This window comes from Streptomyces sp. NPDC055078, assembly GCF_053607985.1.
In genome coordinates, this window is the sequence record NZ_JBSGUP010000060.1 from 1 (window position 1) to 23,198 (window position 23,198).

A 23,198-nucleotide genomic window follows, 5' to 3' on the forward strand; every position below is an offset into this window, starting at 1 on the left:
GGTCAGGGGGGCGCGCGCGGTCACGGGCGCAGGTGCCGGTAGCCAGGGGGTACGCAGTCACGGGCGCGGTCACGGGCGCAGGTGCCGGTAGGCGTCCGGGTTCTCGCGCAGGAACTGGGCGAAGCCCGTCGCGGGACGGCCCGCGAGCTTGGCGACGGCGTCCGAGACCGCCGCCATCTCCCCGGCCGCGATCGCCTCGTACGAGGTGACCCAGCCGGTCACCTCCCACTCCTCGGCGCCGTAACCGGCCCGTGAGGCGTACGCCTCGTCCTCGCTCTCGGCCACATAGGTGATCTCGCGCCCGGCGAACCGGCTCAGCTCGTGGGCCGCCTCCGCCAGGGAGAGCGCGGCCGGGCCGGTCAGCTCGTAGGTCATCCCGTCGTGGGCGCTGTGGCTCTCGTCGCCGTCCAGCAGGACCCCCGTCGCCGCGTCGGCGATGTCGTCGTGGGCGACGGCCGAGACGCGCCCCTCACCGGCGGGCCCGCGGATCACCCCGTCCGGGCCCGCCATCCCCGCGAGCGCGGCGAGATAGAAGCTGTCCCGCAGAAAGGTGTGGCGCGGCCCGGCGGCCCGGATGTACTCCTCGGTGTGCCAGTGGTCGCGGGCGAAGGTGAAGGTGGCGTCGGGTCCCGCCCCCAGGAACGACACGTACACGACCCGTTCCACACCCGCCGCCACGGCCGCGTCCACGGCCGTCATCTGCTCCCGCACCCGGCCGGGCGACTCGTGCGCGGAGACCAGGAACAGCGTCCGCGCGCCGTCGCAGGCCCGCCGCATCGCCTCGCTGTCCCCGTACCCGGCGGCCGGGGCGATCGAACTGCCGGGGATGCCGGGCAGCCGGGCCGGGTTCCGCCCGATGAGCCGGGGCGCGGCTCCCCGCTCGGCGAGCCGGCGGGCGACCCGGCCGCCGATACGGCCGCTGGCTCCGGTGACGGCGATGACAGGGGGCATGGGGTGTCCTCTCCGGCGACAGGGGTGGTGCCGGGTGCTGGGTGACGGGGCGGTGATGGCCATGGCCTACGAGGGTCAGTGTCGGTCAGCCGCGACGGCTCCGCAGCCGCACGGCGGGGCCGCACCCGGCGCGGTACCCCACAGCGGCGCCGTCCCGGGGCGGCGCGGCCTCACGGCGGGCCGGAGCCGTGCAGCCAGAACGCCCCGTACACCGCCGCCACCGCCGCCGCACCGCCGACGACCGACCACGCCACCGCCGCCTTCGCCCGCGCGAGTGCCACCGCGAGGGGGATCAGCAGCGGGAAGGCGGGCATCAGCAGCCTCGGCTTGGAGCCGAAGTACCCGGACGAGCAGAGCGCCAGCGCGACGACGATCCCGCAGTACGTCAGCAGGGCGGGCGGCTGGCCCTGGCGGACGCCCTTCCCGTACAGCCACAGCACGGCGGCGACCCCCGCCAGCAGACCGATCCCGGCGGGGAAGGCCGGGCTGAACAGGCGCTCGCCGATGAAGCGGGCGAAGGCGGCCCCGCCGTCGAAGCCGTTGCCCCACGCCGCCTGTACATCGAGATAGCCGAAGAGGCTCCCGGTCCTGCCGCCCACCCACAGGACATATCCGGCCGCGCCCAGCGGGGCGACCGCCATACCGAGCAGCAGCCGCTTCCGGTCGGCCCCCGGCTCCCGCCGCCAGACGGCGATCGCCGCCACCCACAGGGCCGCCGCGACCGCCAGTCCCACCGGCCGGGTCAGACCCGCGAGCGCGGCCAGCAGCCCGGCGGCGAGCCAGTTCCGCCGTACGGTCGCGTACAGCGCCCACGCGGCCAGGGCGGTGAACAGGGACTCGCTGTACGCCATCGACTGGACGACGGAGACGGGCAGCGCGCCCCAGAGGGCGACGGTGAACAGCGCCGTACGCCGGTCGGAGATCTCGCCGACGACGAGGAAGATGCCCCAGGCAGCCGCGACCGAAGCGACCGCGCTGATGACGACGCCCGCACCGCCGGGACCGAGCGGAGTGAGCGCCCCAAGGGCCTCCTCCAGCCAGGGCAGCAGCGGGAAGAAGGCCATATCGGACAGGACCCGGCCATCGGGCGCGGTGAGCGTGAAGTCGTATCCGTGCTCCACGACCCGCGCGTACCACAGGGAGTCCCAGCGGGCGGAGAGCAACTGCCAGGCGTCCCGGTCGGCGAGGTGCGCCCACAGGAAGAGGACGGCCAGGCACAGGGCGCGGACCGCCACGTACAGCAGCAGGGCGGGGCGTACGCGCCGGAGCGACCCGGAATGGGGTTCCGACCGGTCGAGCGGCATGCCGGGATCCTTTGCGGGGGCGACCGGCAGGGACCGGGGGCGACTGACAACGCCCGGCCAGCCTACCCACCGCCACCGCAGCGGCGGCCCCGGCCCGGGGCTCCCGGGGCGGCCAAACCAGCCCGGCCGGCGATGGAGGCGCGGGGTTCGGGGCGGAGCCCCGGGAAGGCTAGGCGGGCCGGGGCAACTGCGGCTCGGTGAACCGCACCGGCAGCGCCGCGAGCCCGATGCTCCAGGGCGTTCTGGACCAGGCCAGCTCCGACTCCGGCACCGCGAGTTCCAGATCGGGCAGCCGGTGCCGGATGGTGTCCACGGCGGTACGGGTGATCAGCCGGGCCGGGTCCTGTGCCGGACAGGCGTGCGGGCCCGCGCCGAACGACAGATGCGAACGGTTCCCGGTCACCGGGACCCCGTTGTCGGGCAGTACGCCCGGGTCCCGGTTGGCCGCCGCCAGCCCGAGGAGCAGCATGTCCCCCGTGCGGATGCGCCGACCCCCGAACTCCATGTCCCGGGTGGCGTACCGCGCGGGCAGGTGCTGCGCGGGCGGCTGCCGCCACAGCACCAGATCGAGCGCGTCGTCCACGCTGAGGTGCCCCACCGCGAGGGAGGAGCGGAACGCCGGGTCGCACAGCAGGACGCGGAGGGTGGCGGAGAGCCAGTTCACGGTCGCCTGATGGCCCGCGAGGAACATCACCATCAGGTTGTGCTGCACCTCCTCGTCGGTGAGCCGCGCCGGGTGGTGCAGCAGGGCCGAGGTGAGATCGGGGCCCGGCCGGTGCCGTTTCCGCCGGATCAGCGCGATGAGGATCGCGTCGAGCCGCTCGGCGGCGTTGACGGAGACCGCGTTGGCCGCCGTCATACCGAGGACGGCGTGCCCGAGCTGCTCCCCGGTGGGCTCGTCCAGACCGAGCAGGCCGACGACGACCTGGAGCGGCAGCCGCCGGGCGTACTCCGGTACGAGATCCGCTTCGCGCCGCCCCGCGAACGACGCGATCAGCAGCTCCGCCTCGGCCCGTATGCCGCGGCGCAGCTCATGCCCGTCGATCCCGGCCAGGACGTCCGACACGGCCGTACGCATCCGGCGGTGCTGCTGTCCGTCGGTGAACAGCAGCGCGGGCCGCCAGCCGACGATCGGCAGCAGCGGTGAGTCGGGCGGCACCCGGCCCTCGCGCAGCAGGGTCCAGCGGCGCGGGTCGTGCGAGAAGTCCTGTTCCTCGCGGGTGAGCCGGAGCAGCTCACGGTGGCCGATGACCAGCCAGGCCCCGACCCCGGGCGCGATGGTCACCGGGGCGACCGGCCCATGTACGCGGCGCAGTTCCTCGTAGAGCGCGGGCAGGGAGTCGCCGTCCAGCTCCGCCGCGTACAGCGCGGTGCCGGGGTCCTGGGCGTCGCCGGTCCTGGTCCCCGGGCGGGGGGACATGGCGGGCGGGAGCGGCTGGGTCATGAGGACTCCGTGGCGGCGGCGGTGGTGACGGCGCTGGTGCTGGTGCTGGGGACGGCGGGCGGGTTCGCCGCGGAGCTGAGCAACTGGGTGAGGAGGGCGATCAGCGCCCGGACCGAGGAGCGCCGGTCACGGGCGTCGCAGGCCACCAGCGGGGTCTCGGGGAGCAGGTCGAGCGCCGCCCGCAGCTCCGCCTCCTCGTGCCGGGGGCCGCCGGGGAAGACATTGACGGCGACGGCGAACGGCACCCCGATCTCCTCCAGATTGCCGAGCGCGTCGAAGCAGGCGGCCAGATCGCGGGTGTCGACCAGGGCGAGCGCCCCCAGCGCGCCCCGGGCCAGCTCCCGCCAGGCGGGCAGAAACCGCTGCTGGCCGGGGGTGCCGAAGAGATAGAGCACCAGTGCGCCGTCGATGGTGATCCGGCCGAAGTCCAGGGCGACGGTGGTGGTGATCTTCCCGCTCTCCACAACGTTGTCGGCGCGCGCGCCCGCCTGGGTCATCACCTCCTCCGTGGACAGCGGTCTGATCTCCGAGACGGTCCGGATGAACGTGGTCTTGCCGACTCCCAGCGGGCCGACGATCAGGATCTTGGCCGCCCCCGCGACATCGGAGCTGACGTACTTGCCCGAATGGGCCGCCGGGCCGCGCGGGGCGCTGTCGCCGTCGGTGACGGGAACGGCGTCCGCGTCCCTCGCCGGAGCGTCCGTGTCCCTCGCCGGATGAGGGCTCATGGCCCCGGCTCTGTCCACGGCGACAACGCTGTCCACGGCCGCAGGAATGTCCACGGCCGCAGCGATGTCCGGCCGGGGATTCTCCTCGCGCCCCCGGCCGCGCGCTATGTGCGGGTCCGGGGGCTCCGGCGCCCGGTCCTGGGCGTCAGAGTCGGCTTTCGAGACCATGGAGGACCTTTCTGAGCATGGTCACATCGGTGTGCTCGGCCGGCGGGATGGGCGGGCGGATCACGATCAGACCCCAGTCGATGAGGTCGGAGAGCAGCACCTGCACGACCGAGGGCGGCTGGCCGAGGTGCGCGGCGACCTCGGCGACGGACAGCAGGCCCTGGCAGTGCGTCAGGATCGTATGGTGTTCCGGCTGGAGGGACGGCGGGAAGGCGGCGTCGGTGGCCATCACCAGCGTCTCCCAGGCCAGCGGCTCGCCGCCGGTCTCCGAACGTCCTCTGGTGATCACATAGGGGCGTACCGCCGAGGGGGTCCGTTCCGCCGGACGGTCCGTCATGAGGAATCGGTCACCGGATCCCGTGGCTTGCTGCCCAGGTGTGCGCCTATCTTCGCCACCAGGAGCTGCATCTGCTGTGCGACCAGACCGACATCGGCCCCCGGGTCGGTGGCCACTCCCAGATGCGCGCCCACCCCGGCGTGGGTGAAGAGGACGAAGCCGTGCTCCGACTCCAGCATCAGCTGACGTACGCCCGCGCCCCGGCCGAACAGCAGCGCCGCGGTGGAACGCCCGGTCATGTTCATCGCGGCACAGGCCGCCGACAGCGACTCGGCCTCGCCGACGCTGAGCGCGGCGACGGGCCCGGTGAGCCGTTCGGCGGAGGCGTGGCCGAGCCGCAGCCCGTCCTCGGAGACCACGACGGCGTGCCGGACGCCCGGCATCTCGGTCAGCGGGCGGAGCATCCAGCCCAGGTCGGGGAGTCGGGTGATGGTTCCGGTCATGGCCGGCCTCCAGGGTGCGGTTCGGATGCTGAGGGTCGGTCGGGCGCATCGGGATGGCCGGTCCGGTCGGTCCGCTCGGGTCGATCGGTCCGGTCGGTCCGCTCCTGCCGGTCGGTCCGGTCGGGCCGGTTCGACCTGGCCTCCGCGACGGCGGCCCGGCCGCGGCGCGACCCGGACACCACATTGGCGATCGACGCCCGCGCGGCCTCCGGCGTCCAGTCGGGTCCTTCGGGCGGTGCCGGTGCGGCCGGCTGCGGTTGCAGCGCCTGCTGGGCCGCCGCCTCCACGGCGGCCCCGCGCCTGCTGCGACGGCGGGGCAGCGCCCCGGGCGCGGTCCACTGCCGGTCACCACCCTGCGCGGGGGCGGGCGCGGCGGCGGAGGTGAGATGCGCGGTGAAGTGCTGGGCACCGCCGTACGAGGCCGCGCCCCCGCCCGGATCACCGGCGGCGGTCGAGTGCTGTGTCGTCTCCCGGTACGCGGCGAAGGTCCCGCCCCGGTAGCCGTCGGCGGCTTCCGGCTCGGGGAGCTGGGCCGTCCGCCGCCCGGCCCCGGCGGTCTGGCGCGCGCTTCCGTACGCCCCGGCACCGCCCGCCGGACCCGGCTCCCCGGCAGCCGGTCCGCCCGCTCCCCGGTCCCCCGGATACGAGCCCGGGGTGCGGGCCCCGGCGTCCCAGTGGGTGTTCCGGTCCGGTGTTCCGGTGTGCTCGGTCGCGTCGGGGTGTGTTCCGGTGTGTGTGCCTGGGTGTGCGCTGGGGTGTGTGCCCGAGCGCATGCCGGGGTGGGTGCCGGGCCGGCGTACTCCTGGGGTCTGCTCCGGGGGGTACGGGCCCGAGGCGTGCGCCCCGGCGTCCCCGGTCCCACCGGGGTACGTGCCGTGCTGCCGCGCTCCCGGGTTCCGGTCCACGGGGCGGGACTCGGAGAGCCGCGCCCCCATGGCCCCGGCCCCTTCGGCGTACGCACCCGGGGCGACCGGGTCGGGGCCGTGAGCCCGGGAGTGGCCGCCCCGGGTCCGGGCCGCCGGGTAGGACTCCCGGGCCCGGGTCACCGGGTGTCCGGGCTCCCCGGGGTGTGCCTCGCCGGTCCCCGGTGCCCCGGTGCTCCCACCGGCCCGGTCGGCCCGGTCGGCCGGGGTACGCGGACCTGTGGTCACCGTGGCCGTGTGCGTATCCATCGTCCCGGCCGGTGCGCCGGTGCCGGTGCTCAGCGTGTCCCCGGAGTACTGCCCCGGGGTGGCCCGCGTCTCCCGGGCAGCCGCCCGGTGGGTGCCGGTGCTCCGGGTGTCCACCGGGTACGACCCGGCGCCGTACGGTGTCGGGGGCCGCGCCCCCGAAGCCCAGGCAGCCACCTGCGGCTCCCGCGGCTCCCGTGGCTCCTGGCGCTCCCGTGGCTCCTGGCGCTCCCGGGGCTCCCGGGGCTCCTGGGAGCCCTGCCGGAGCGCCCCGGCCCCCCGCCGGCCCGGGAAGTGCGACAGCGGTTCGGTCAGCAGCCGGTAGGGCACGAAGGCCACCGCCCGCGTCCCCCCGTACGCCGACGCACCCGTCAGCTCGACGGTGAACCCCAGTTCCCTGGCCCAGCGCCCCACACAGGCGAGCCCCAGCCGGGGCACCGCGCCCAACTGGGCCAGATCCAGTTCGTCGCGCAGCCGGGCGGTCGACTGCCGCAGTACGTCCGGCGGCATCCCGAGGCCCGCGTCGTCGATCTCCACCACGGCACCCGAGCCCACCTCGCGGACGGTGACCATGACCTGGGTGCGGGAGGGGGAGAACTCGGTGGCGTTCTCCAGCAGTTCGGCGACGGCGTGCATCAGGCCCTCGACGGCGGGCGGCACCACGTACAGCGTCTGTCCGCCGTGCACCTCGACGCGGGTGAACTCCACGATCCGGGACTGCGCCGCCCGTACACAGTCGTAGAGCGAGACCGGCCGGGTCTCCCGCCGGGCGGGCCAGATGCCGCACATCACCAGCAGGGTCTGCGCCTTGCGGGTCAGCTGCGCGGCGGCGTGGTCGGCCTGCATCACCTCGGCCATCAGCCGGGGGTCCTCGATGCTCTGCTCGACCCGGTCGAGTACCTGCTGCTGGACCGTGGCCATGGCGTGCATATGGCGGGCGACGGACTCGAAGGCGGCCTGGACGGAGTCCCGCAGGCCGCGCTCCCGGCGCACCGCGTCCTCGGAGCCGACCGCCTCGATGATCACGTCGAGCGCCCGTTCGAACTCCTCGCCGATGTCGGCGGTCGGCGAGAGCTGTCCGGGCACCGTGTCCAGCCGCTGTCCCGCGCGCAGCCGTTCGGCGACGGCGGGCAGCCGGACGGCCGCGAGATGCGCGATCTCGGCGGCCCGCGCGTCGGCGGTACGGCGGTCCGCGCCGTGCCGGGAGCGCTCGATCCGCAGCAGCCTTAACAGCGTCAGCGCCCAGCAGAGCGCCAGTACCGCGACGGCGGCGCACGCCCAGGCCAGGGTCTGGCGCAACTCCGTGCCGGTGTAGCGGTGGGTGAGATAGGCGCCCGCCGCGACGGCGAGGAGCCCGGCGAGGGGCCACCACACCACCGGACCGGTCCGCGTGCTCCTGGATATGCCGCCCGTCGCCGCTTCGCCGTGCGCGGCCGGAGGGCACTGACCGGCCCGGCTCACCACGATCGCCTCGTCCCGCCCGATCGGCTCGATCGCTGCGATCCGCCCGATCGGCTCGACACGACGCTTCTGTAGACCACGACCACGAAGACCGAGCCCTTCACGAAGACTGCGCCCTACCAGGACACACCGGACTCCCGTTGGGGATCGGGAGCAGTCAGAATCCTACGATCAACAGAGCACGTTCGAATATCAGTTGGCCAACTCACATGAGATTGGTGCTGCGCCGCACCCGGATTCATGGTAGGCCCACCCGCCACATGAGTATCACCCGCACCTCGCATCTCCTGTCCCTCGTCGTTTCCCCTTCGTCTCCCCGTCGTCTCACCTTCGTCTTTCCTCATCTTCACGAATCCGCCACAAGATGGGCTGGGGTGCCTACCCAGCCGCTTGAGCGGCCGGTACCGTCCTTCCGGGGACAGTGCACTGGGGGACGGACCGGGGGGTCATGGTGAGCGGTGTGAAGAATTGTGGTGCGCGCGTTCAGGGTGTGCACATCCGTGTGGTGAAGCCCGATGAGCTTGACGACGGCGAGATAGAGTCATGGCGCGAGCTGCGTACCAAGACCGGCTCGCCCGCCAGTCCCTTCATGGAGCCCGAATTCACCCTCACCGTCGGCCGGGTCCGGCCCGCCGCCCGGGTCGCGGTGCTCTGGCAGGACGGCGAGGCGGCCGGATTCTTCCCGTACGAGCGCGGTCCGCTCGGCCGTGGGCGGGCGATCGGCCTCGGTGTCTCCGACTGCCAGGGCGCGGTCCTGCGCCCCGGCCTGGAGATCACCAGCCGGGAGTTGCTGGGGGCCTGCTCCCTGGCCACCTGGGAGTTCGACAATCTCGAAGCGGGCCAGGAACTCTTCGAACCCGCCGCCTCCGAGGAGTTCGACTCCCCGGTCATCGACGTCGGCGAGGGGTACGAGGCATACGAGGAGACGCTGCGGACCCAGTCGCCCAAGTTCCTCAGGACCACCCTCGCCAAGGAGCGCAGACTCGGCCGCCAGGAGGGCGAGGTGCGGTTCGTCTTCGACGAGCGCGACCCCGCGGCGCTGCGCACCCTGATCGAGTGGAAGTCCGCGCAGTACCGAAGAACCGGCCGCCGCGACCGGTTCGCGAAGGAGTGGATCGTCACCCTCGTACGGCTGCTGCACGAGACCCGCGCCCCCGGCTGCTCCGGAGTGCTCTCCGTGCTCTACGCGGGCGGGCGGCCGGTGGCTGCCCACTTCGGCCTCCGCTCGCGCACCGTGCTCTCCTGCTGGTTTCCGGCGTACGACCCGGAATTCGCGAAATACTCACCAGGGCTGATACTGCACCTGCGGATGGCTCGGTCCGCGGCGGCGGAAGGCATCGGAATGCTCGACATGGGCCGGGGGGCGGCCGAGTACAAGGACTCCCTGAAAACCGGCCGGCTGCGGGTCCGCGAAGGCTTCTCGACCCGGCCGGGCACGGGAGCCGCCCTGTACCGGCTGAGCCGGGAACCCGCCCGCCGCGCCCACGGCTTCGTACGCGGCAGACCACGGCTGGCCGGATACGCGCGGCAGGCGCTCAACCGGATCGCCCGGCTGCGCGGCAACTGACGGCCTGGGCACCGACCGGCCGTACGCTCCATTCACGCAAGGAAATCGTATGAACAACCCACCCGAACTCGCGCCCATCCAGGTCGCCCAGCTCGATCTGGACGGGCCCGAGGGCGCCGTCCTGGCCTTCGGCCCCGCCGTCGGCACCGATTCAGGCTCCGTCTCCGGCACGGGCACCGGCCTTGGCGCAGGCACGGGCACCGGCCTTGGCGCAGGCACCGGCACCGGTTTTGGTACCGATTCCGGCTCGGGCTCGGGCATCGGCGGCGATGTCTACGCGCTGGTGCGGCTGCGCGGACGCCCCGTCGCCACCATCGTGTGCCGGGTCCCGCCCGGCAAGAACGCGGCCGACGCCGTCGCCGCCGAGGCCCGCGCCCTGCTCGCCCGGGGCGGCTCGCCGGAGCCGGCGGGACCGGGGGAGAGCGCGCCGCCCCGGACCAGTGTGGTCGTCGCCACCCGCGAGCGCGCCGACCAGCTCGCCCGCGCGCTCGACTCGCTGCTCGCGCAGGACCACCCGGACTTCGAGATCGTCGTGGTCGACAACGCGCCCGCGACCAGCGCCACCGAGGACCTGGTCGAGGGGAAGTACGCGGGCCGGGTCCGCTATGTGCGCGAGTCCGTGCCGGGGCTCGCCATCGCGCACAACCGGGGGGTCGCCGTCGCCGGGGGCGAGGTCATCGCCTTCACCGACGACGATGTCATCGCCGACCCGCACTGGCTCACCGCCCTCACCGCGCCCTTCGCCACCGACCCCGGCCTCGGCTGCACGACGGGGCTGATCCTGCCCGCGAAGCTCGGCACCCCCGCGCAGATCCTGCTGGAGAGCCACGGCGGCTTCGCCAAGGGGTTCGCACCGCGCCTCTACGACCCGGCCGATCCGCCCGCCGACGAGCCGCTCTTCCCCTTCACCGCCGGGAGCTTCGGCTCCGGAGCCAATATGGCCTTCCGCGCCGACGCGCTGCGGGCCGTCGGCGGCTTCGACCCGGCCACCGGCACCGGCACCCCCGCCAGGGGCGGCGACGACCTCTACGCCTTCGTCCGGGTGCTCGCCGCCGGACACCGGCTGCGCTACTCGCCCGAGGCCCTGGTCTGGCACCACCACCGTGAGACCTGGCAGGATCTGACCAACCAGGCGTACGGATACGGGGCCGGACTCACCGCGTATCTCACGGCCCTGCTCGTCCGCCGCCCGGCGATGCTCCCCGCGCTGCTGCGGAAACTGCCCCGCGGGCTCGCACATGCCCGTACGATCACCGCTCACCGTGAATCCGGCGACGCTGCCGTCCCCGGTGCCCACGGCGCACAGGACTACCCCTGGCCGCGTCATCTCTCACGGCTGGAACGGCGGGGCATGCTGGCAGGGCCGATCGGATACGTGAAGGCACGGCGGCGAGTGAGGGGCGTACCCCTGCCGTGGGACAGGAAGGAAATGAGATGACCGACGACGGCAGCCGGGCGAGGGCGCCCCGTATCCCCGTCCTGCTGTACCACGCCGTCATGGACGATCCGCCGGAGTGGATCGCGGAGTTCACCGTCACCCCGAGGGACTTCGCCGCCCAGCTCGACGCCGTGGTCGCCAGCGGGCGCACCCCCGTGCGGATCAGCGCTCTCGCCACGCATCTCGCGGGCGGGAAGCCGCTGCCCGAGCGGCCGGTGATCCTCACCTTCGACGACGGGTTCGCCGATCTGCCGGGGCCGACCGCCGAGGCGCTCGCCGCGCGGTCGCTGCCCTCGACGGCGTATCTGACCACCGGGGCGATCACCCCTGGCCGGCGCAGTCTGCTGCCTCCGGCCCCGATGATGACGCTCTCCCAGGTGCCGCTGCTTGAGCAGTACGGCATGGAGGTCGGCGCGCACACCGACACCCACCCCCAGCTCGACACCCTTCCGGCCGCCGCACTCCGCCATGAGCTGCGCGAGCCCAAGAAGGCCCTGGAGGACGAGCTGGGCCATGAGGTGACCCACCTCGCCTACCCGCACGGCTACAACAGCCGCCGGGTGCGCAAGGCGGCACTGCGCGAGGGTTATGTCTCCGCCGTCGCGGTCCGCCACGCCCTCAGCTCGCAGACCGACGAGGCGTACCGCATCGCCCGGCTCATTCTGCGCCGTACGCACACGGTCGCCGACATCGAGTCCTGGATGGAGGGCCGGGGCGCCCCCGTCGCGCCGTTCCGTGACTCCCTCCAGACCGTCGGCTGGCGCCTCTACCGCCAGACCCGCGCCCTGCTGAAGGGCCCGGTCTTCGCGGGCTGACCCCGCCCGGTCCGCCTCCCGGCGGCCCCGGTACGCCCCCCGTCCGTCTTCCGGTCGGCTCAGCGCGCCGGGCGGTACGTCGCGATGATCACCCCGCTGCTGGTGGGCACGGCGCTCACCAGCTCCAGCTTCTTCAGCGCCGCGTCGTCGGCGAACAGCTTCTTGCGCCCCTCGCCGGCCACCACCGGGTGGATCAGCAGCACCAGCTCGTCCAGCAGATCCCGCTCCAGCAGCGAGCGCACCAGCGTCGGGCTGCCCGCGACGGTGATGTCCTTGCCCTCGCCCGCCTTCAGCTCCTGGACGGCGGTCGCCAGATCACCCTTGACGAGGGTGCTGTTCCCCCAGTCGTCGACACTGTCCAGGGTCGACGAGACGACGTACTTGGGCGAGCTGTTGATCCACCGCGCGAAACCGGCGTCCTCGCCGTCGGTCACCGTCGGCCAGTACCCGGCCCACTCGGTGAACGTCACCCGGCCCAGCAGGATCGTGTCGGCGGTCTCCAGCGTGGTGGTCAGCGCCGCGCCCATCTCCTCGTCGAACGCGAACTGCCACTGGTCCGGCGACTCGGCGACACCGTCGAGCGAGACGAACAGACCCGAAACAACCTTGCGCATGATTCCTCCCTGATGAGTCCCGGGCCTTCCGGTCCCGGATGAGTCCCGGGCCTTCCGGTCCCGCCCGGTCGGCCCCTTCGGCCACATCAGGAACAGTAGGCGCGCGCCGGACGTCAGGGCTTGTACAGAAGCGACAGTGGCTCCGCCGGGTCCGGCGCGGTCAGCTCGGTCGCGGTCCGCCCGACGTATCTGCTCAGGGACCGCGCCAGATGCGGCTGGTCGAAGTACCCCAGCCGGTGCACGACCTCCTGGGCTGGCACGCCCTCCTGGACCAGCACCGCCGCCCGGCGGGCGCGGTGGATCTGCCGGACGGCGCCCCGGGTCAGGCCGGTCGCCGCGACGAAGCGCCGTTGCAGGGTGCGCTCCGAGACGTCCGGGCGGGCGCCGCCGAGTACGGCGGGCACCACCGGGTCCAGGTCCACGATGCCCTCGCGCACCATCCGCCGGACGAACGCCTCCGCGTTGTCGTAGCCGGGGACGTGCCAGGCGGAGCCCTTCAGCCACACCGAGCGCCGCGTCACATCGGGGATCGCCGCGCTGCCGCCCACCAGACCGCTGACCGGGATGTGCGGCATCGACGTACCCAGCGCGAAAGTGATCCCGAAGAACGCGGCGTCCCCGGGGACCGGCGCCCGCGAGGCACTCGGCTCCGGCCCCTGCACGGCCGCCCACACCTGCCCGAGCCGCTCCCAGAACACCAGCTCCCAGTGCGAGGTCGCCACGGACATCATCCGGCCGGCGCCATCGCTGCGGCTGCGCCACACCCGTTCGATGTACGGCAGCTCCGACGCCCGGCTCTCGATCGCCAGCTCCAACCCGGTCCCTCCCCTCAGTCCGTGATCACCGGTGGCAGGTTCTGGTTGAAGTAGGGGTCGGCGCCGGCCTGCTTCAGGGCCTTCCAGGACTCGTCGCGGGCGAGCGACAGATCACAGTGCGGGCCCGGGTCGCGCCAGTTCCACTGGAGGGCCCCCTTGACGCCCTCCAGGCCCTTCACCACGCGGGGGACCTCCTTGTACCAGTCCGCCTGCATGGAGGGGTTGGCGGGCTCGTCGGCCGTGCCGAACTCGGAGAGGATCATCGGCTTGGTGGCGGAGATGTTCTTGCGGATCCAGGCGTGGGCCGCGGTCTGGGTCTGCTCGAAGGTCAGCCACTTCGTCTTGTGGCATTTGTAGTAGTTGTACTGGTTGTAGCTGACCCAGTCGACGTACTTGTCGCCCGGGTACAGCTGCGGGAAGAGCGCGTTGTTGCCCGCGTAACCGGTGATGGTCCAGGTCCACACCACATTGGTGACGCCCAGCTCACGGAATCGGTCGTGGATGTGCCGGTACGCGGCCACGTACTGCGCGGGCGTACCGTTGGCCGGCACCCGCAGATCCATCTCCTGGTCGAAGGAGAGGAAGACCGGCTTCCCGTACTTCTTGATCCGCTTGGCCTGGACGTCGATCACGGTGCTGTCGAGCGAACCTGAGGCGATCTGCTCCCACCTCGGCTGCTGCGCCTTGGTGCCGCCCCACCACATGCTCTCCCAGGAGAGCAGCAGCATCCGGTCCTCGCCGACCCGCTTCTCCTGGTCGGTGAGGAGCTGGCCCTCCAGACCGTCGGTGGACATGTCGTGGTACGTGTAGACGATGTCCAGCTTGCGGTCGATGCGCTTCTCGTAGGCGAGGACCTTCTCCTCAAGGTCGGGCTTCTCGTGTCTGACGTACGCGCCGAACCAGGCGCCGCACCCCGGGACCAGCAGCTTCGTGGCACGGCATCTGGGGTCGTCCGCCGGGTTCTTCTCGTCGTCGCCGGAGGTGTTCTGGAAGGCGAGGGCGCCCACGAGCAGTGCGGCGACGGCGCCGGCCGCGGACAGGGTCCACAGCCGCCGCCGGGCGCGCGGGCTGCGAGACATGCCTGGCGCCCCTGGTTCAGGGCGTCGGGGCTGGATCACAGAGGTCGGCCTTTCTGGGGTGGCGATGCCGTGTGCCCCCGGTGCTTGCCACCGGGCAGTTGCGGACAGCAGGCCGCGAGCATCGTCAGCAGGGTGAGCAGCGCGAGCACGCGCAGACCGCTGAACTGTTCCGCCGCGATCAGCGCGGTGGAACAGATGACGGCGGCGCTCAGGCTCAGCGTGATCACGAGGATCAGCTGCTCCAGTCGGTCGGAGTCACGCTCGAAGCCGCCGTCCCAGCTCTCCACCGGCTTGACGGCGCGATGGCGCGTCAGGGCAGGGCCGCAGACGCGCAGTACGGCGACCCCCGGGCCGGCGAGCAGGAACAGGGCGACGGGCGTGAACCGCAGCACGGAGGCCGCGGGCAGGGCGGTGGCGCCGATGGCGCACCAGCCCACGAAGGACGGCAGCACCCGGAGAACCATCGTCTGACGGGACTGCGGTGTCATGAGGTCCTCCCCTTGGTCGTGGCTTCGGGGGCGGCCGGGCCGCGCTTCAGTTCGTAGATGACGCCCGCCTCATTGCGGCCGATCCGCTCGAAGAGCGGGGACGCGGCGACGGACTTCTCGATGGAGCGGAGCTGGTCGCCCGTGAGCATGCCGTTCATCTCGGAGTTCGCTAGCTGGCCACGGGTGAGCAGGAAGTACGCCTTTCCGGGTGGTTCCACCGATCCCATGTCCCTGGCGAGGGTGCCCGCCGGGTCCTTGAGGATCTTCTCGACATGGACCTTGGGCTCGTCGAGGAACCAGTAGTGCTGGACATTCCAGTAGGAATCGTACGCGAGGGGGTAGTTGCGGTGCGCGGCGACGACCAGTGAACCCTTCGGCGCCTTGTCGAACACCTGCTGCACCAGCGCCACCTCCTCCGGCGGGAAGTAGCTGAGCCGGTCCTTGCCCGAGTAGCTGGGCACGAACAGCGCCGTGAGGGTGACCAGCACCACGGCGGGCACCAGCCCGTAACGGATGCCCTTCGCGGGCCGGGGCGCCCCGGCGCCACCGGGCTCGGCGGCCAGCGGCCGGGCCGGGGGCAGCAGCGCGGCGGCGGCGAAGAAGCTGAGCGCGGGCAGCATGAACATCAGCACCCGGAAGATCATTTCGCTGCCGTAGCCATTGGCGATGGCCAGCAGCGGCGGGACCCCCGCCAGCAGCAGCAGCGGCCGGGCCCGGTGCCGCAGCAGCTTCCCGCCGCGCCACACCCCGACGACGGCGAGCATCACCACGGCAGCCGACAGCAGCCGGGCGGTCCAGGACACGAACAGCGCCCCGGAGCCCGTCGGCTTCGACCCGTATCCGCGCTCCAGGTTGGACGCCACCTTGCCGAACGACTCGATCATGTCGGGCACGGCTTCGCGCAGATACGGCAGAGCGGCGGTCAGATTCCAGGACAGGAACAGCAGCATCAGGGTGAGCAGCAGGGTCCAGTCGCGGTAGCGCCGCATCAGCAGCAGCGCGCCGAGCGCCGCCGCCAGCATCACCGGAGTGAGCTGATGCGCGATCACGATGGCGGCGATCAGCGGCACCAGCAGCCCGATCCACACCACCTGCCGGGAGCGTCTGCCCCGCGCGGGCCGCTCGGCCCGGCGCAGCGCGACGGCGATGACGGCCAGATACAGCACGAACGCCAGCGACTGGGGCGAGAAGTAGTCCTGGCCGACCCAGTTGGCCGCGTAGAAGATCCAGACCGCGGTCCAGATGAACCGGCGGTCCTGGGTGAAGGTGCGGTAGATCAGCAGCAGCGGCGCGAGCAGCAGCAGACTGGAGAACAGCGGCCACCAGGCCATGAACGTCAGCGCGTTCTCCACGCCGGTGAGCTTCACGAACGCCGCCTGCGCGGCGAAGAACCCGGGCCACTGGTCGTACACGGCCATATCGCCCAGCTCGGCCCCGCGCTGGAGCCGGCCCGCCGTGTTCAGATGCTCGATGACCGCGTCGTGCTTCCACGCCCAGGAGTACAACGGGGTGGGGTAGACGACCGCCTGGGTGGCGCGCTCCATCAGCAGCAGACCGAAGGTGTACGCGAACGGCCACCAGTTGCTTCGCCTGGGGTCCCGGACGACGAACCAGAAACCGGCGGTCAGCGCCACCAGACCGGCCCAGAAGACGACCGGCAGCTCGGCGAAGAGCCCGTAGTCGCTCAGCTCGGAGACATCGGTGGTCGCCACGCCGACCGCCCACAGCACCAGGGCGAGCGCCAGCGGCGCCGCCAGGCGCGCGAAACCGGCCCAGCGGGACCGGTCGGTCACCGCCGCGCGCAACTCGGCCACGGACAGATTCATGGTGGGCTGATCCATCGCCTCCCCACCCTCGGCTCCCTCAGCTCCCTCGGAACCCACAGCGCCCCCGGTACGCGCCGCCTGGGCCGCGCGCAGCGCGGCGACGGAGAGACCCACCGTGGGCTGGTCCACGGGGGTCCCTCCGGGGGGCGCCACGGATCTCCCTGATTCAGTGGCTGGATGTTGCACGCTTCACCCCAGGTAGCTCAGTTCCTTGACGGCGTCGAACGCGCCGCGCGTATCCAGATGAGTGCCAGCGCCACACAGGTGAGGACCAGCTGAAGCGGCAGCGCGACCGGTGCCAGCGACCGCTGGAGCGCCCAGCCGCAGACCGCGAGAACCCAGAGTGCACCCCACTGCGCGGCGACCGGAAGCCCCGCCGTCCGCACGATCGCCAGGACGGCGACCAGGCAGAGCAGTTGGCAGACGGCCGGCAGCCACCGCAGCAGCGTCTCGGTGGACTCCAGCCCCCCGGCCGACGCGAGGAGACGCGCCAGTGTCTCGTACCACGCGCCCTCGACGGGTTCCGGTTCCCAGCCGAGGGTGGCGGGCGCGCTGTGCAGCGCGGCGAAAGTGAGGAGCATCCCGGTGCCCAGCAGCCCCGGGCGCGGGCGCAGGAGCGACAGCGCGGCACTCTGCACCACGATCAGCAGGACGGCCGCGGTGACGGTGACCGGCGGCAGCGACTTCAGCAGCTCGGTGCCGGACAGACCGTCGAGCCCGACGTCCGGGGCGTTGAGCAGCGGCCCCCAGAACAGTACGGCGGCCAGCCCGAGCAGCGACCACAGCGTCGCCGCGATCCGCCCCTCGACCACATCGGAGACCGAGGCCGGCTCCGGCGGCGGTGTCGCGGCGCCCCCGGCCTCGGCGGACCTGGACCGGGTCGGCACATACATCGGGATGCCGAAGGCGGGGGTGGCCGTGTCGTCGTGCGCCCCGCGCAGATACATGGTCTGCCGCGCCCAGTCGTCGCCGTACTCCTTGGCGTACTCCTCCGCCGCCTCACGGCGCTCGGCGGCCTTGCGGGCCCAGTTGGTCCCGTACTCGACCTCGCTCCCGGCCCCCCGGCGCAGCAGCCGGGCCAGCGGGGACGGCCGGGGCTCGCGGGTGGAGAGCGCGGCGCGCAGCCCGGGCGCGGAGACGAGCGCCATCAGCAGCATCGACCCCAGCATCGCCCACCCCGCGCCGGCGATCCCCGCCGGGCCCAGCAGCATCGAGGCGCTGCCCAGCACCAGGGCGCACATCGAGCCCTGGAGAACGGCGAGCATGCCCGTACGCCCCTGGACGCGCAGCACCCCGATGTACAGCTCGACCACGACGCGCGGCAGCGCGGCGGCGGCCAGCAGCCGCAGCACGGTGGTGCCGTTCTCCGCGTACGCGGCGCCGAAGGGGGCGAGGATCTGCGGGGCGAACGCGACCAGGATCAGCACGACGGGCACCAGCAGCACCGCCATCCGCCGCAGCGCCCCGCGCACCCCGGCGGCCAGCGACTCGGGGTTGTGCGAGGCGTGCGCGGTCAGCGACGAGGCCATGTTGATGGCCATGAACTCCATCGTCCCGCCGACGGTGTACGCGATGTAGAAGAAGCCGTTGTGTTCGGCGCTGAAGTGGACGGCGACCATCACCGGCAGCAGATTGATCATCGCCAGCGAGAACAGCGAGCCGACCGAGTCCCCCGCGAGGAACCGGCCGATCTCCTTCAGCCGGGGCGGTTCGCGGTCGCGGTCGGCGGCGGCCTGCCCGGGGATGAGCTTGCGGAAGATCAGCCAGGCCAGCGGCAGCACGGACAGCACCATGGCCGCCGCCCAGGAGACGAAGATGCCCAGCACGGGCAGCGCGGTCGCGAACGCGGCCAGCAGGATCAGCTTGCCGATGGAGAAGACGGCGTTGCCGACCGGCACCCAGACGGCCTTGCGCAGCCCGGTCAGCACCCCGTCCTGAAGGGTCAGCAGCGCCCAGCCGATACAGGCCGCGATGAAGAACAGCCCGGGCCAGAGCCCGGCGAGCGGCGCGTACGACTCCCCCCACAGATCGAGCGTCAGCAGGAAGACCACCGAGGCGACGAAGACCACCAGCGAACTGAACGCGTACGTCCGCCACACCAGCGGTCCGGTGGAGCGCCCGGCCCTGGGCACATAGCGCACCACCGCGCCGATCATCGTGGTCGCGGTGATGGACGCGAGCAGCCGCATGGCGGCGATGGCCGCGGAGCCCTCGCCGACGGCCTCCTTGGTGTAGTAGCGGGCCGCGACGAGCCAGAACCCGAGGCCCAGCGCGGCGGAGACGCCGGTGGAGAGCATCAGGGCGTAGGCGTTGCGGAACATCGAGTCGCTGGAGTGGGAGTCCGCCGCCGCGTCGGCGGCCGTCCCGTCCGGTTCGCCGTCCTGCCCAGAGGGGCCGGAAGGGCCGGTGGGACTGCCGGGGTCGAGATCGGACGGCTTGCGCAGCCGCATGGTCTCAGACACCGGTCTCGTCCTGTGCCGGCGGTCGTGCGGCGGGTGCGGTGGGCGTGGCGGGTGCGGGGGGTGCGGGCCGGACTCCGGCGCCGTGCAGTATCGACATCACCTGATCCGCCCGGAGCGGGTCGACGGGCAGTGCGTGCCGGGCGAACCACGCGGCCTTATCGGGCGCGGGCGACGGGTCGGTGAAGACCTCGCCCGCATAGGTGTCGAGCGGGGGATCGTAGAGATAGCCGGTGGTTATTCGGTGCCGCGCGAGCGCCGCCATCGCCGCGTTCCGGTCCTCGACCAGCAGCGGCACCCGGAACAGCGGCTGTACGGGCCCGGGGGCCGGCAGCGCCCACCGCGAGTCCAGCAGCCGCCGGGTGCCCGCGCGGCAGGCGGTGAGCCTGCCGTCCAGCCGGGACAGCAGCCGCTCGGTGCGCCGCAGCCGTACGCCGCCCGGTCTGCGCCGGTAGTCGTGCATATCCACCCGGATCCAGGAGTTGAGGTCCGTCAGCGCGGGCGCGTTCACCAGGGCGTCCTTCAGCTCACCGGGCCGCAGCGGCATCCGGATCTCCTCGCGCTCCTCAAGACCGAGCAGCCGCAGGGCGGCGCGGGCCGCTCCGGTGAGCCGCAGCCCCCGGACCCCCGCCTCGGCGTACGGCCGCAGACCGTACGCCAGCTCGCCCGACAGCCGGGCCGGCTGGAGGAGTTCGTCCCTGGCCCGCTCCAGCGTTTCCCGCAGCGCCGGGTCCCCGATGGCGAGGAAGCCGCCGGTCTTGGCCCCGGTGTGCTTGGAGAGACTGAAGACCGAGGCGTCGCCGAAGCTCCCCACGGGCCGTCCGCCGACCTCGCTGCCGATCGCGTGGGCCGCGTCCTCCAGCAGCGGGATGCCCAGCCGGTCGCAGCGGGCGCGCAGCTCGTCGGCGGGGTCGGGATTGCCGTACAGATTGGTCGTGAGCACAGCGGAGAGCCCGGACCATACGGAGTCGGGCACGGCCGCGACATCGAGGGAACCGTCCTCGGCCCGCAGCGGCGCCTGCACGGGCCGCAGCCCGGCGGCGAGCACCACGAAGAAGATCACATCGTCGTTGACGGGTGACATCAGCACCCGCCCGCCCGGCGGGCACCAGTGGCGCAGGGCCACATAGAGCCCGAGACGGCATGACGGTACATACAGACATTCTCTGCCCAGGCGTCGGCGCATCAGCTCTTCCAGTGCTGTGTACGCGGACCGGCAGCCCTCCCCAAGAGCCATTGCTGTCCCCCCACTAACCCCGCGCTCAATGTGGACCAATCCGGACTGCCCCGTCAATAACGGGGGAGGGCCCCTCCCTGACGGCAAGGGGCCCTGTCCCGGCAGGTCGTGCGTACCCCGCTCACTCCTCCAGCGTCAGCCCTTTCCGCAGCTTGATCAGGGTGCGGGAGAGCAGTCGGGAGACATGCATCTGAGAGATGCCCAGCTCCTCACCGATCTCGGACTGCGTCATGCCGGCGACGAAACGAAGGGACAGAATTTTACGGTCCCGTGGCGGAAGACTTGCAATCAGGGGTTTGAGGGACTCGATGTACTCGATGCCCTCGATCCCGTGGTCCTCATAGCCTATGCGGTCCGCGAGGGTGCTGTCGGACTCGTCGCCGTCGCCGTCGGAGCGGGCGTCCAGGGAACTGGCGGTGTACGCGTTGCTCGCCGCCATGCCCTCGACGACCTCGTCCGTGCCGATGCCGAGATGGTCGGACAGTTCGGCGGGGGTGGGGGAGCGGTCAAGCCGCTGGGACAGCTCGTCACCGGCCTTCGCGAGGTCGAGGCGCAGCTCCTGGAGCCTGCGCGGGACGCGTACCGACCACGAGGTGTCGCGGAAGAAGCGCTTGATCTCGCCGACGATGGTCGGCATCGCGAAGGTGGGGAACTCCACACCCCGGCTCAGCTCGAAGCGGTCGATCGCCTTGATCAGGCCGATGGTGCCGACCTGGATGATGTCCTCCATCGGCTCGCTGCGGGAGCGGAAGCGGGAGGCGGCGAACTTGACGAGCGCCAGATTCAGTTCGACGAGGGTGTTGCGGACGTACGCGTGGTCATGGGTGCCTTCTTCGAGCAGTTCGAGACGGCCGAAGAGCGTCTTGGACAGCGCGCGGGCGCTGAGCGGTGCCACGTCCTCGAAGGGCGGGATCTCGGGGAGACCCTCCAGACCCTCGGGGCTCGCCGGCCCTTCCGGGCTGTCGTGGACCTCGGGGTCCGGACATGCGGCGAGGTTTGCGGGAACCGCTGGGTGGACAGTCGTGCCGGTGGCGGGGGGAGCCTGTGGCGCGGTGGTGGCGGGTGCGGGTGCCGACGGCGCGGATGTGGGTATACGCGGTGCGTCGAGCCGGGGTGACATGGTCTCCTCCATCGTTCTCGGCATATGGCTGCCGGTGCCCATACTTGCGCTGCGGTGAGCGGCGCCTCCAAAGCCGGTCGTGGATCGGTCGTTGTCTCGTGTCGTTCGTGTTCCCTAACAGACCTACCCGCTCACTGGAACGGCTGCAAGTGGTAATTGTCCTTTATGCCTGATTTAGCGGGGAGTTCCGGTGGCCCGCGCCCGTAGAGAAAGGCGTAATGTTCAGGCGTAAGTCACCGGGTGCGGACGGCGCGGAAAATCGCGGTGGACGACCGGTGGCGGACATCACAGTGGACGTCATCGCGTGGGCGAGGGCCCGCCGGTGGCACGGCGAAGAGGGTCGGACATGGACCGCGGTACGGTCGGCAGCGCGAACCGTGGCCGGCTACAGGTCGAGGTTCGGACCGAGGGCGAGAGCGAAGTGGTGAAACCGGCGGGTGAGTTGGATCACCACACCGCCGAACTGCTGAGCGCTCCTCTGGAGAGCGCGCTCGCGCAGGGGCGGTCCCGGCTGGTCATCGACTGCTCGCGGCTGGAGTTCTGCGACTCGACCGGGCTGAATGTGATGCTCGCCGCCCGGCTGAAGGCGGAAGCCGCCGGGGGAGGGGTCCATCTGGCCGGGATGCTGCCCGTGGTGGCCCGGGTGCTGGAGATCACCGGAGCGGAGGCGGTCTTCACCGTGCACGAGACCCTGGAAGACGCCCTGTCCGGCTGACGGTGGCCCGAGGCATATGCCCGGCCATCGCGCCAGGAACTCCGCTGTCGGCGTAGTGAGTGTTGTCACCTCTTCGCCGGGCAGGAGAACCTCCGCGGAGCCCCCGCGGAGCGCCGGAAGTCCGGCACTCTGAGTACGAGCAGTGGCGTGGCATGCGGCGCGTGCGGTGCATGCGGCGATCGTGAAGCAGTGACGTGGAATCACATGGCGAACTGGTGAATCGGTGAGGTGAAGCGCTGATGAGCACCACCCGGCCGCAGCAGCCGGGCGACCTCGGCCCCGAGCCGGACAGCGTCGTCGGCGGCGTCCCCTCCTCCGGGACACCGACAGGGCCGCTGCGCAGCCTTGCCCTGGGCAGTGCCAGCGGCATCGTGCCGCTGGCCCGGGACTTCACCCGCCAGGCGCTGTACGACTGGGGCTGGCTCCCCGCCGCCACGGCCGACCGCCGGGCGGCGGCCGAGGACGTGCTGCTGGTCGTCTCCGAACTGGTCACCAACGCCTGTCTGCACGCCGAGGGCCCCGAAGAGCTGAAGGTCGGCTGCGACGGCAAGGTGCTGCGGCTTGAGGTCACCGACCGAGGCACCGGCCACCCCGCCCCCCGCACCCCGCACCGGGCCGGACGCCCGGGCGGCCACGGCATGTTCATCGTCCAGCGGCTCTGCCTGGACTGGGGTGTCGTCCGTGTCACGGGCGCACCGGGCAAGACGGTGTGGGCGGAACTGGCGGCGCCCGGGTAGCCGGTGGCGGGGTCGCTCGGGCGCCGGCGGCCTGGTGCGCCTCGGGGAGATCGGGGCGTCCACGAGAGCGGCCTTCGGGGTGCCCCTGGTGGCCCGGTCCGTCCTCGCGTGACGCGGGCCCGCTGCGTAACCCGGTTCGCTGTGTGCCCCGGGGCTGGCGGGTGACCCGGCCCGCTGTGTGCCCCGGCTCGCTGCGTGACCTGGGCCCGGCGGGTGCCCCGGGCCCGGCAGCCGACCGGCACGGGTCGTACACCGCCCGGCAGTTAGGTGCCGATCCCCGGGC

General features: G+C 72.4%; 19 protein-coding genes and 1 pseudogene. 5 read left to right on the plus strand and 15 right to left on the minus strand.

Translation table 11 applies throughout. The features are described from left to right. Nucleotides 1–69 precede the first annotated feature (69 nt). The 7 genes and pseudogenes from ACWF94_RS08120 to ACWF94_RS08150 all read right to left on the minus strand — a co-directional run bounded on the left by ACWF94_RS08120 (nt 70) and on the right by ACWF94_RS08150 (nt 7,921). Nucleotides 70–951 (minus strand): NmrA family NAD(P)-binding protein, encoded by an 882-nt coding sequence (locus ACWF94_RS08120; protein ID WP_453485856.1) that lies wholly within the window; start codon nt 949–951, stop codon nt 70–72. A gap of 170 nt (nt 952–1,121) precedes the next feature. Continuing rightward, nucleotides 1,122–2,255 carry a glycosyltransferase family 39 protein gene (locus ACWF94_RS08125; RefSeq protein WP_453485858.1) on the minus strand — a complete coding sequence of 378 codons (1,134 nt, stop codon included), beginning with the start codon at nt 2,253–2,255 and terminating at the stop codon, nt 1,122–1,124. A gap of 172 nt (nt 2,256–2,427) precedes the next feature. After that, nucleotides 2,428–3,675 (minus strand): annotated as a pseudogene (locus ACWF94_RS08130) (cytochrome P450); the annotation flags it as partial. Nucleotides 3,676–3,695: 20 nt separating this feature from the next. After that, nucleotides 3,696–4,427: a GTP-binding protein gene (locus tag ACWF94_RS08135; RefSeq protein WP_453485885.1), complete on the minus strand. Its 732-nt coding sequence runs from the start codon at nt 4,425–4,427 to the stop codon at nt 3,696–3,698. 145 nt (nt 4,428–4,572) lie between these two features. Beyond that, nucleotides 4,573–4,932 carry a DUF742 domain-containing protein gene (locus ACWF94_RS08140; protein WP_453485860.1) on the minus strand — a complete coding sequence of 120 codons (360 nt, stop codon included), beginning with the start codon at nt 4,930–4,932 and terminating at the stop codon, nt 4,573–4,575. Then, on the minus strand, nt 4,929–5,375 hold the full coding sequence (locus ACWF94_RS08145; RefSeq protein WP_453485861.1) for a roadblock/LC7 domain-containing protein: 447 nt from the start codon (nt 5,373–5,375) through the stop codon (nt 4,929–4,931). Before ACWF94_RS08145 ends, ACWF94_RS08140 begins: the two co-directional genes overlap by 4 nt. Next, nucleotides 5,372–7,921, minus strand: coding sequence for an ATP-binding protein (locus ACWF94_RS08150; protein ID WP_453485863.1), 2,550 nt, complete (start codon nt 7,919–7,921; stop codon nt 5,372–5,374). Before ACWF94_RS08150 ends, ACWF94_RS08145 begins: the two co-directional genes overlap by 4 nt. Nucleotides 7,922–8,453: 532 nt before the next feature. On the opposite strand from ACWF94_RS08150, the gene ACWF94_RS08155 reads away from it, so the two are divergent. Genes ACWF94_RS08155 through ACWF94_RS08165 form a run of 3 tightly spaced genes read left to right on the plus strand, consistent with a single transcriptional unit; the run spans nt 8,454 to nt 11,825 of the window. Beyond that, nucleotides 8,454–9,572 carry a GNAT family N-acetyltransferase gene (locus ACWF94_RS08155; RefSeq protein ID WP_453485865.1) on the plus strand — a complete coding sequence of 373 codons (1,119 nt, stop codon included), beginning with the start codon at nt 8,454–8,456 and terminating at the stop codon, nt 9,570–9,572. Nucleotides 9,573–9,621: 49 nt separating this feature from the next. After that, nucleotides 9,622–11,010, plus strand: coding sequence for a glycosyltransferase (locus ACWF94_RS08160; protein ID WP_453485867.1), 1,389 nt, complete (start codon nt 9,622–9,624; stop codon nt 11,008–11,010). Further along, nucleotides 11,007–11,825: a polysaccharide deacetylase family protein gene (locus tag ACWF94_RS08165; protein ID WP_453485869.1), complete on the plus strand. Its 819-nt coding sequence runs from the start codon at nt 11,007–11,009 to the stop codon at nt 11,823–11,825. Before ACWF94_RS08160 ends, ACWF94_RS08165 begins: the two co-directional genes overlap by 4 nt. Before the next feature lie 59 nt (nt 11,826–11,884). Here ACWF94_RS08165 and ACWF94_RS08170 read toward each other — a convergent pair whose 3' ends face one another. The 8 genes from ACWF94_RS08170 to ACWF94_RS08205 all read right to left on the minus strand — a co-directional run bounded on the left by ACWF94_RS08170 (nt 11,885) and on the right by ACWF94_RS08205 (nt 21,463). Continuing rightward, nucleotides 11,885–12,439 (minus strand): dihydrofolate reductase family protein, encoded by a 555-nt coding sequence (locus ACWF94_RS08170; protein WP_453485871.1) that lies wholly within the window; start codon nt 12,437–12,439, stop codon nt 11,885–11,887. 113 nt (nt 12,440–12,552) lie between these two features. Beyond that, nucleotides 12,553–13,254 (minus strand): helix-turn-helix domain-containing protein, encoded by a 702-nt coding sequence (locus ACWF94_RS08175; protein WP_453485873.1) that lies wholly within the window; start codon nt 13,252–13,254, stop codon nt 12,553–12,555. A gap of 14 nt (nt 13,255–13,268) precedes the next feature. Further along, a complete protein-coding gene (locus ACWF94_RS08180; protein WP_453485875.1) occupies nt 13,269–14,333 on the minus strand; it encodes a glycosyl hydrolase in 1,065 nt (354 codons plus the stop codon). 35 nt (nt 14,334–14,368) lie between these two features. Continuing rightward, nucleotides 14,369–14,821, minus strand: coding sequence for a hypothetical protein (locus tag ACWF94_RS08185; RefSeq protein ID WP_453485877.1), 453 nt, complete (start codon nt 14,819–14,821; stop codon nt 14,369–14,371). Next, nucleotides 14,818–16,776 carry a glycosyltransferase gene (locus ACWF94_RS08190; protein ID WP_453485878.1) on the minus strand — a complete coding sequence of 653 codons (1,959 nt, stop codon included), beginning with the start codon at nt 16,774–16,776 and terminating at the stop codon, nt 14,818–14,820. Before ACWF94_RS08190 ends, ACWF94_RS08185 begins: the two co-directional genes overlap by 4 nt. A gap of 74 nt (nt 16,777–16,850) precedes the next feature. Next, on the minus strand, nt 16,851–19,109 hold the full coding sequence (locus ACWF94_RS08195) for a lipopolysaccharide biosynthesis protein (RefSeq protein ID WP_453485880.1): 2,259 nt from the start codon (nt 19,107–19,109) through the stop codon (nt 16,851–16,853). Continuing rightward, nucleotides 19,102–20,292 (minus strand): DegT/DnrJ/EryC1/StrS family aminotransferase, encoded by a 1,191-nt coding sequence (locus tag ACWF94_RS08200; RefSeq protein ID WP_453485887.1) that lies wholly within the window; start codon nt 20,290–20,292, stop codon nt 19,102–19,104. The genes ACWF94_RS08195 and ACWF94_RS08200 overlap by 8 nt, the downstream gene beginning before the upstream one ends. A gap of 172 nt (nt 20,293–20,464) precedes the next feature. Beyond that, nucleotides 20,465–21,463 carry a SigB/SigF/SigG family RNA polymerase sigma factor gene (locus tag ACWF94_RS08205; protein WP_453485889.1) on the minus strand — a complete coding sequence of 333 codons (999 nt, stop codon included), beginning with the start codon at nt 21,461–21,463 and terminating at the stop codon, nt 20,465–20,467. Between the two features lie 346 nt (nt 21,464–21,809). Here ACWF94_RS08205 and ACWF94_RS08210 point away from each other — a divergent pair, with 346 nt between their 5' ends. Continuing rightward, nucleotides 21,810–22,178: an STAS domain-containing protein gene (locus tag ACWF94_RS08210; protein ID WP_453485881.1), complete on the plus strand. Its 369-nt coding sequence runs from the start codon at nt 21,810–21,812 to the stop codon at nt 22,176–22,178. A 239-nt stretch (nt 22,179–22,417) separates the two neighbouring features. Further along, nucleotides 22,418–22,915, plus strand: coding sequence for an ATP-binding protein (locus tag ACWF94_RS08215; RefSeq protein ID WP_453485883.1), 498 nt, complete (start codon nt 22,418–22,420; stop codon nt 22,913–22,915). Nucleotides 22,916–23,198 lie beyond the last annotated feature (283 nt).

Coding starts and splice junctions, on each gene's coding strand:
- ACWF94_RS08135 (WP_453485885.1), bottom strand. CDS start 4,427: ATGAGCCCTCATCCGGCGAGGGACACGGACGCTCCGGCGAGGGACGCG.
- ACWF94_RS08145 (WP_453485861.1), bottom strand. CDS start 5,375: ATGACCGGAACCATCACCCGACTCCCCGACCTGGGCTGGATGCTCCGC.
- ACWF94_RS08215 (WP_453485883.1), top strand. CDS start 22,418: ATGAGCACCACCCGGCCGCAGCAGCCGGGCGACCTCGGCCCCGAGCCG.
- ACWF94_RS08160 (WP_453485867.1), top strand. CDS start 9,622: ATGAACAACCCACCCGAACTCGCGCCCATCCAGGTCGCCCAGCTCGAT.
- ACWF94_RS08185 (WP_453485877.1), bottom strand. CDS start 14,821: ATGACACCGCAGTCCCGTCAGACGATGGTTCTCCGGGTGCTGCCGTCC.
- ACWF94_RS08140 (WP_453485860.1), bottom strand. CDS start 4,932: ATGACGGACCGTCCGGCGGAACGGACCCCCTCGGCGGTACGCCCCTAT.
- ACWF94_RS08210 (WP_453485881.1), top strand. CDS start 21,810: ATGGACCGCGGTACGGTCGGCAGCGCGAACCGTGGCCGGCTACAGGTC.
- ACWF94_RS08200 (WP_453485887.1), bottom strand. CDS start 20,292: ATGCGCCGACGCCTGGGCAGAGAATGTCTGTATGTACCGTCATGCCGT.
- ACWF94_RS08165 (WP_453485869.1), top strand. CDS start 11,007: ATGACCGACGACGGCAGCCGGGCGAGGGCGCCCCGTATCCCCGTCCTG.
- ACWF94_RS08120 (WP_453485856.1), bottom strand. CDS start 951: ATGCCCCCTGTCATCGCCGTCACCGGAGCCAGCGGCCGTATCGGCGGC.
- ACWF94_RS08170 (WP_453485871.1), bottom strand. CDS start 12,439: ATGCGCAAGGTTGTTTCGGGTCTGTTCGTCTCGCTCGACGGTGTCGCC.
- ACWF94_RS08125 (WP_453485858.1), bottom strand. CDS start 2,255: ATGCCGCTCGACCGGTCGGAACCCCATTCCGGGTCGCTCCGGCGCGTA.
- ACWF94_RS08205 (WP_453485889.1), bottom strand. CDS start 21,463: ATGTCACCCCGGCTCGACGCACCGCGTATACCCACATCCGCGCCGTCG.
- ACWF94_RS08180 (WP_453485875.1), bottom strand. CDS start 14,333: ATGTCTCGCAGCCCGCGCGCCCGGCGGCGGCTGTGGACCCTGTCCGCG.
- ACWF94_RS08155 (WP_453485865.1), top strand. CDS start 8,454: ATGGTGAGCGGTGTGAAGAATTGTGGTGCGCGCGTTCAGGGTGTGCAC.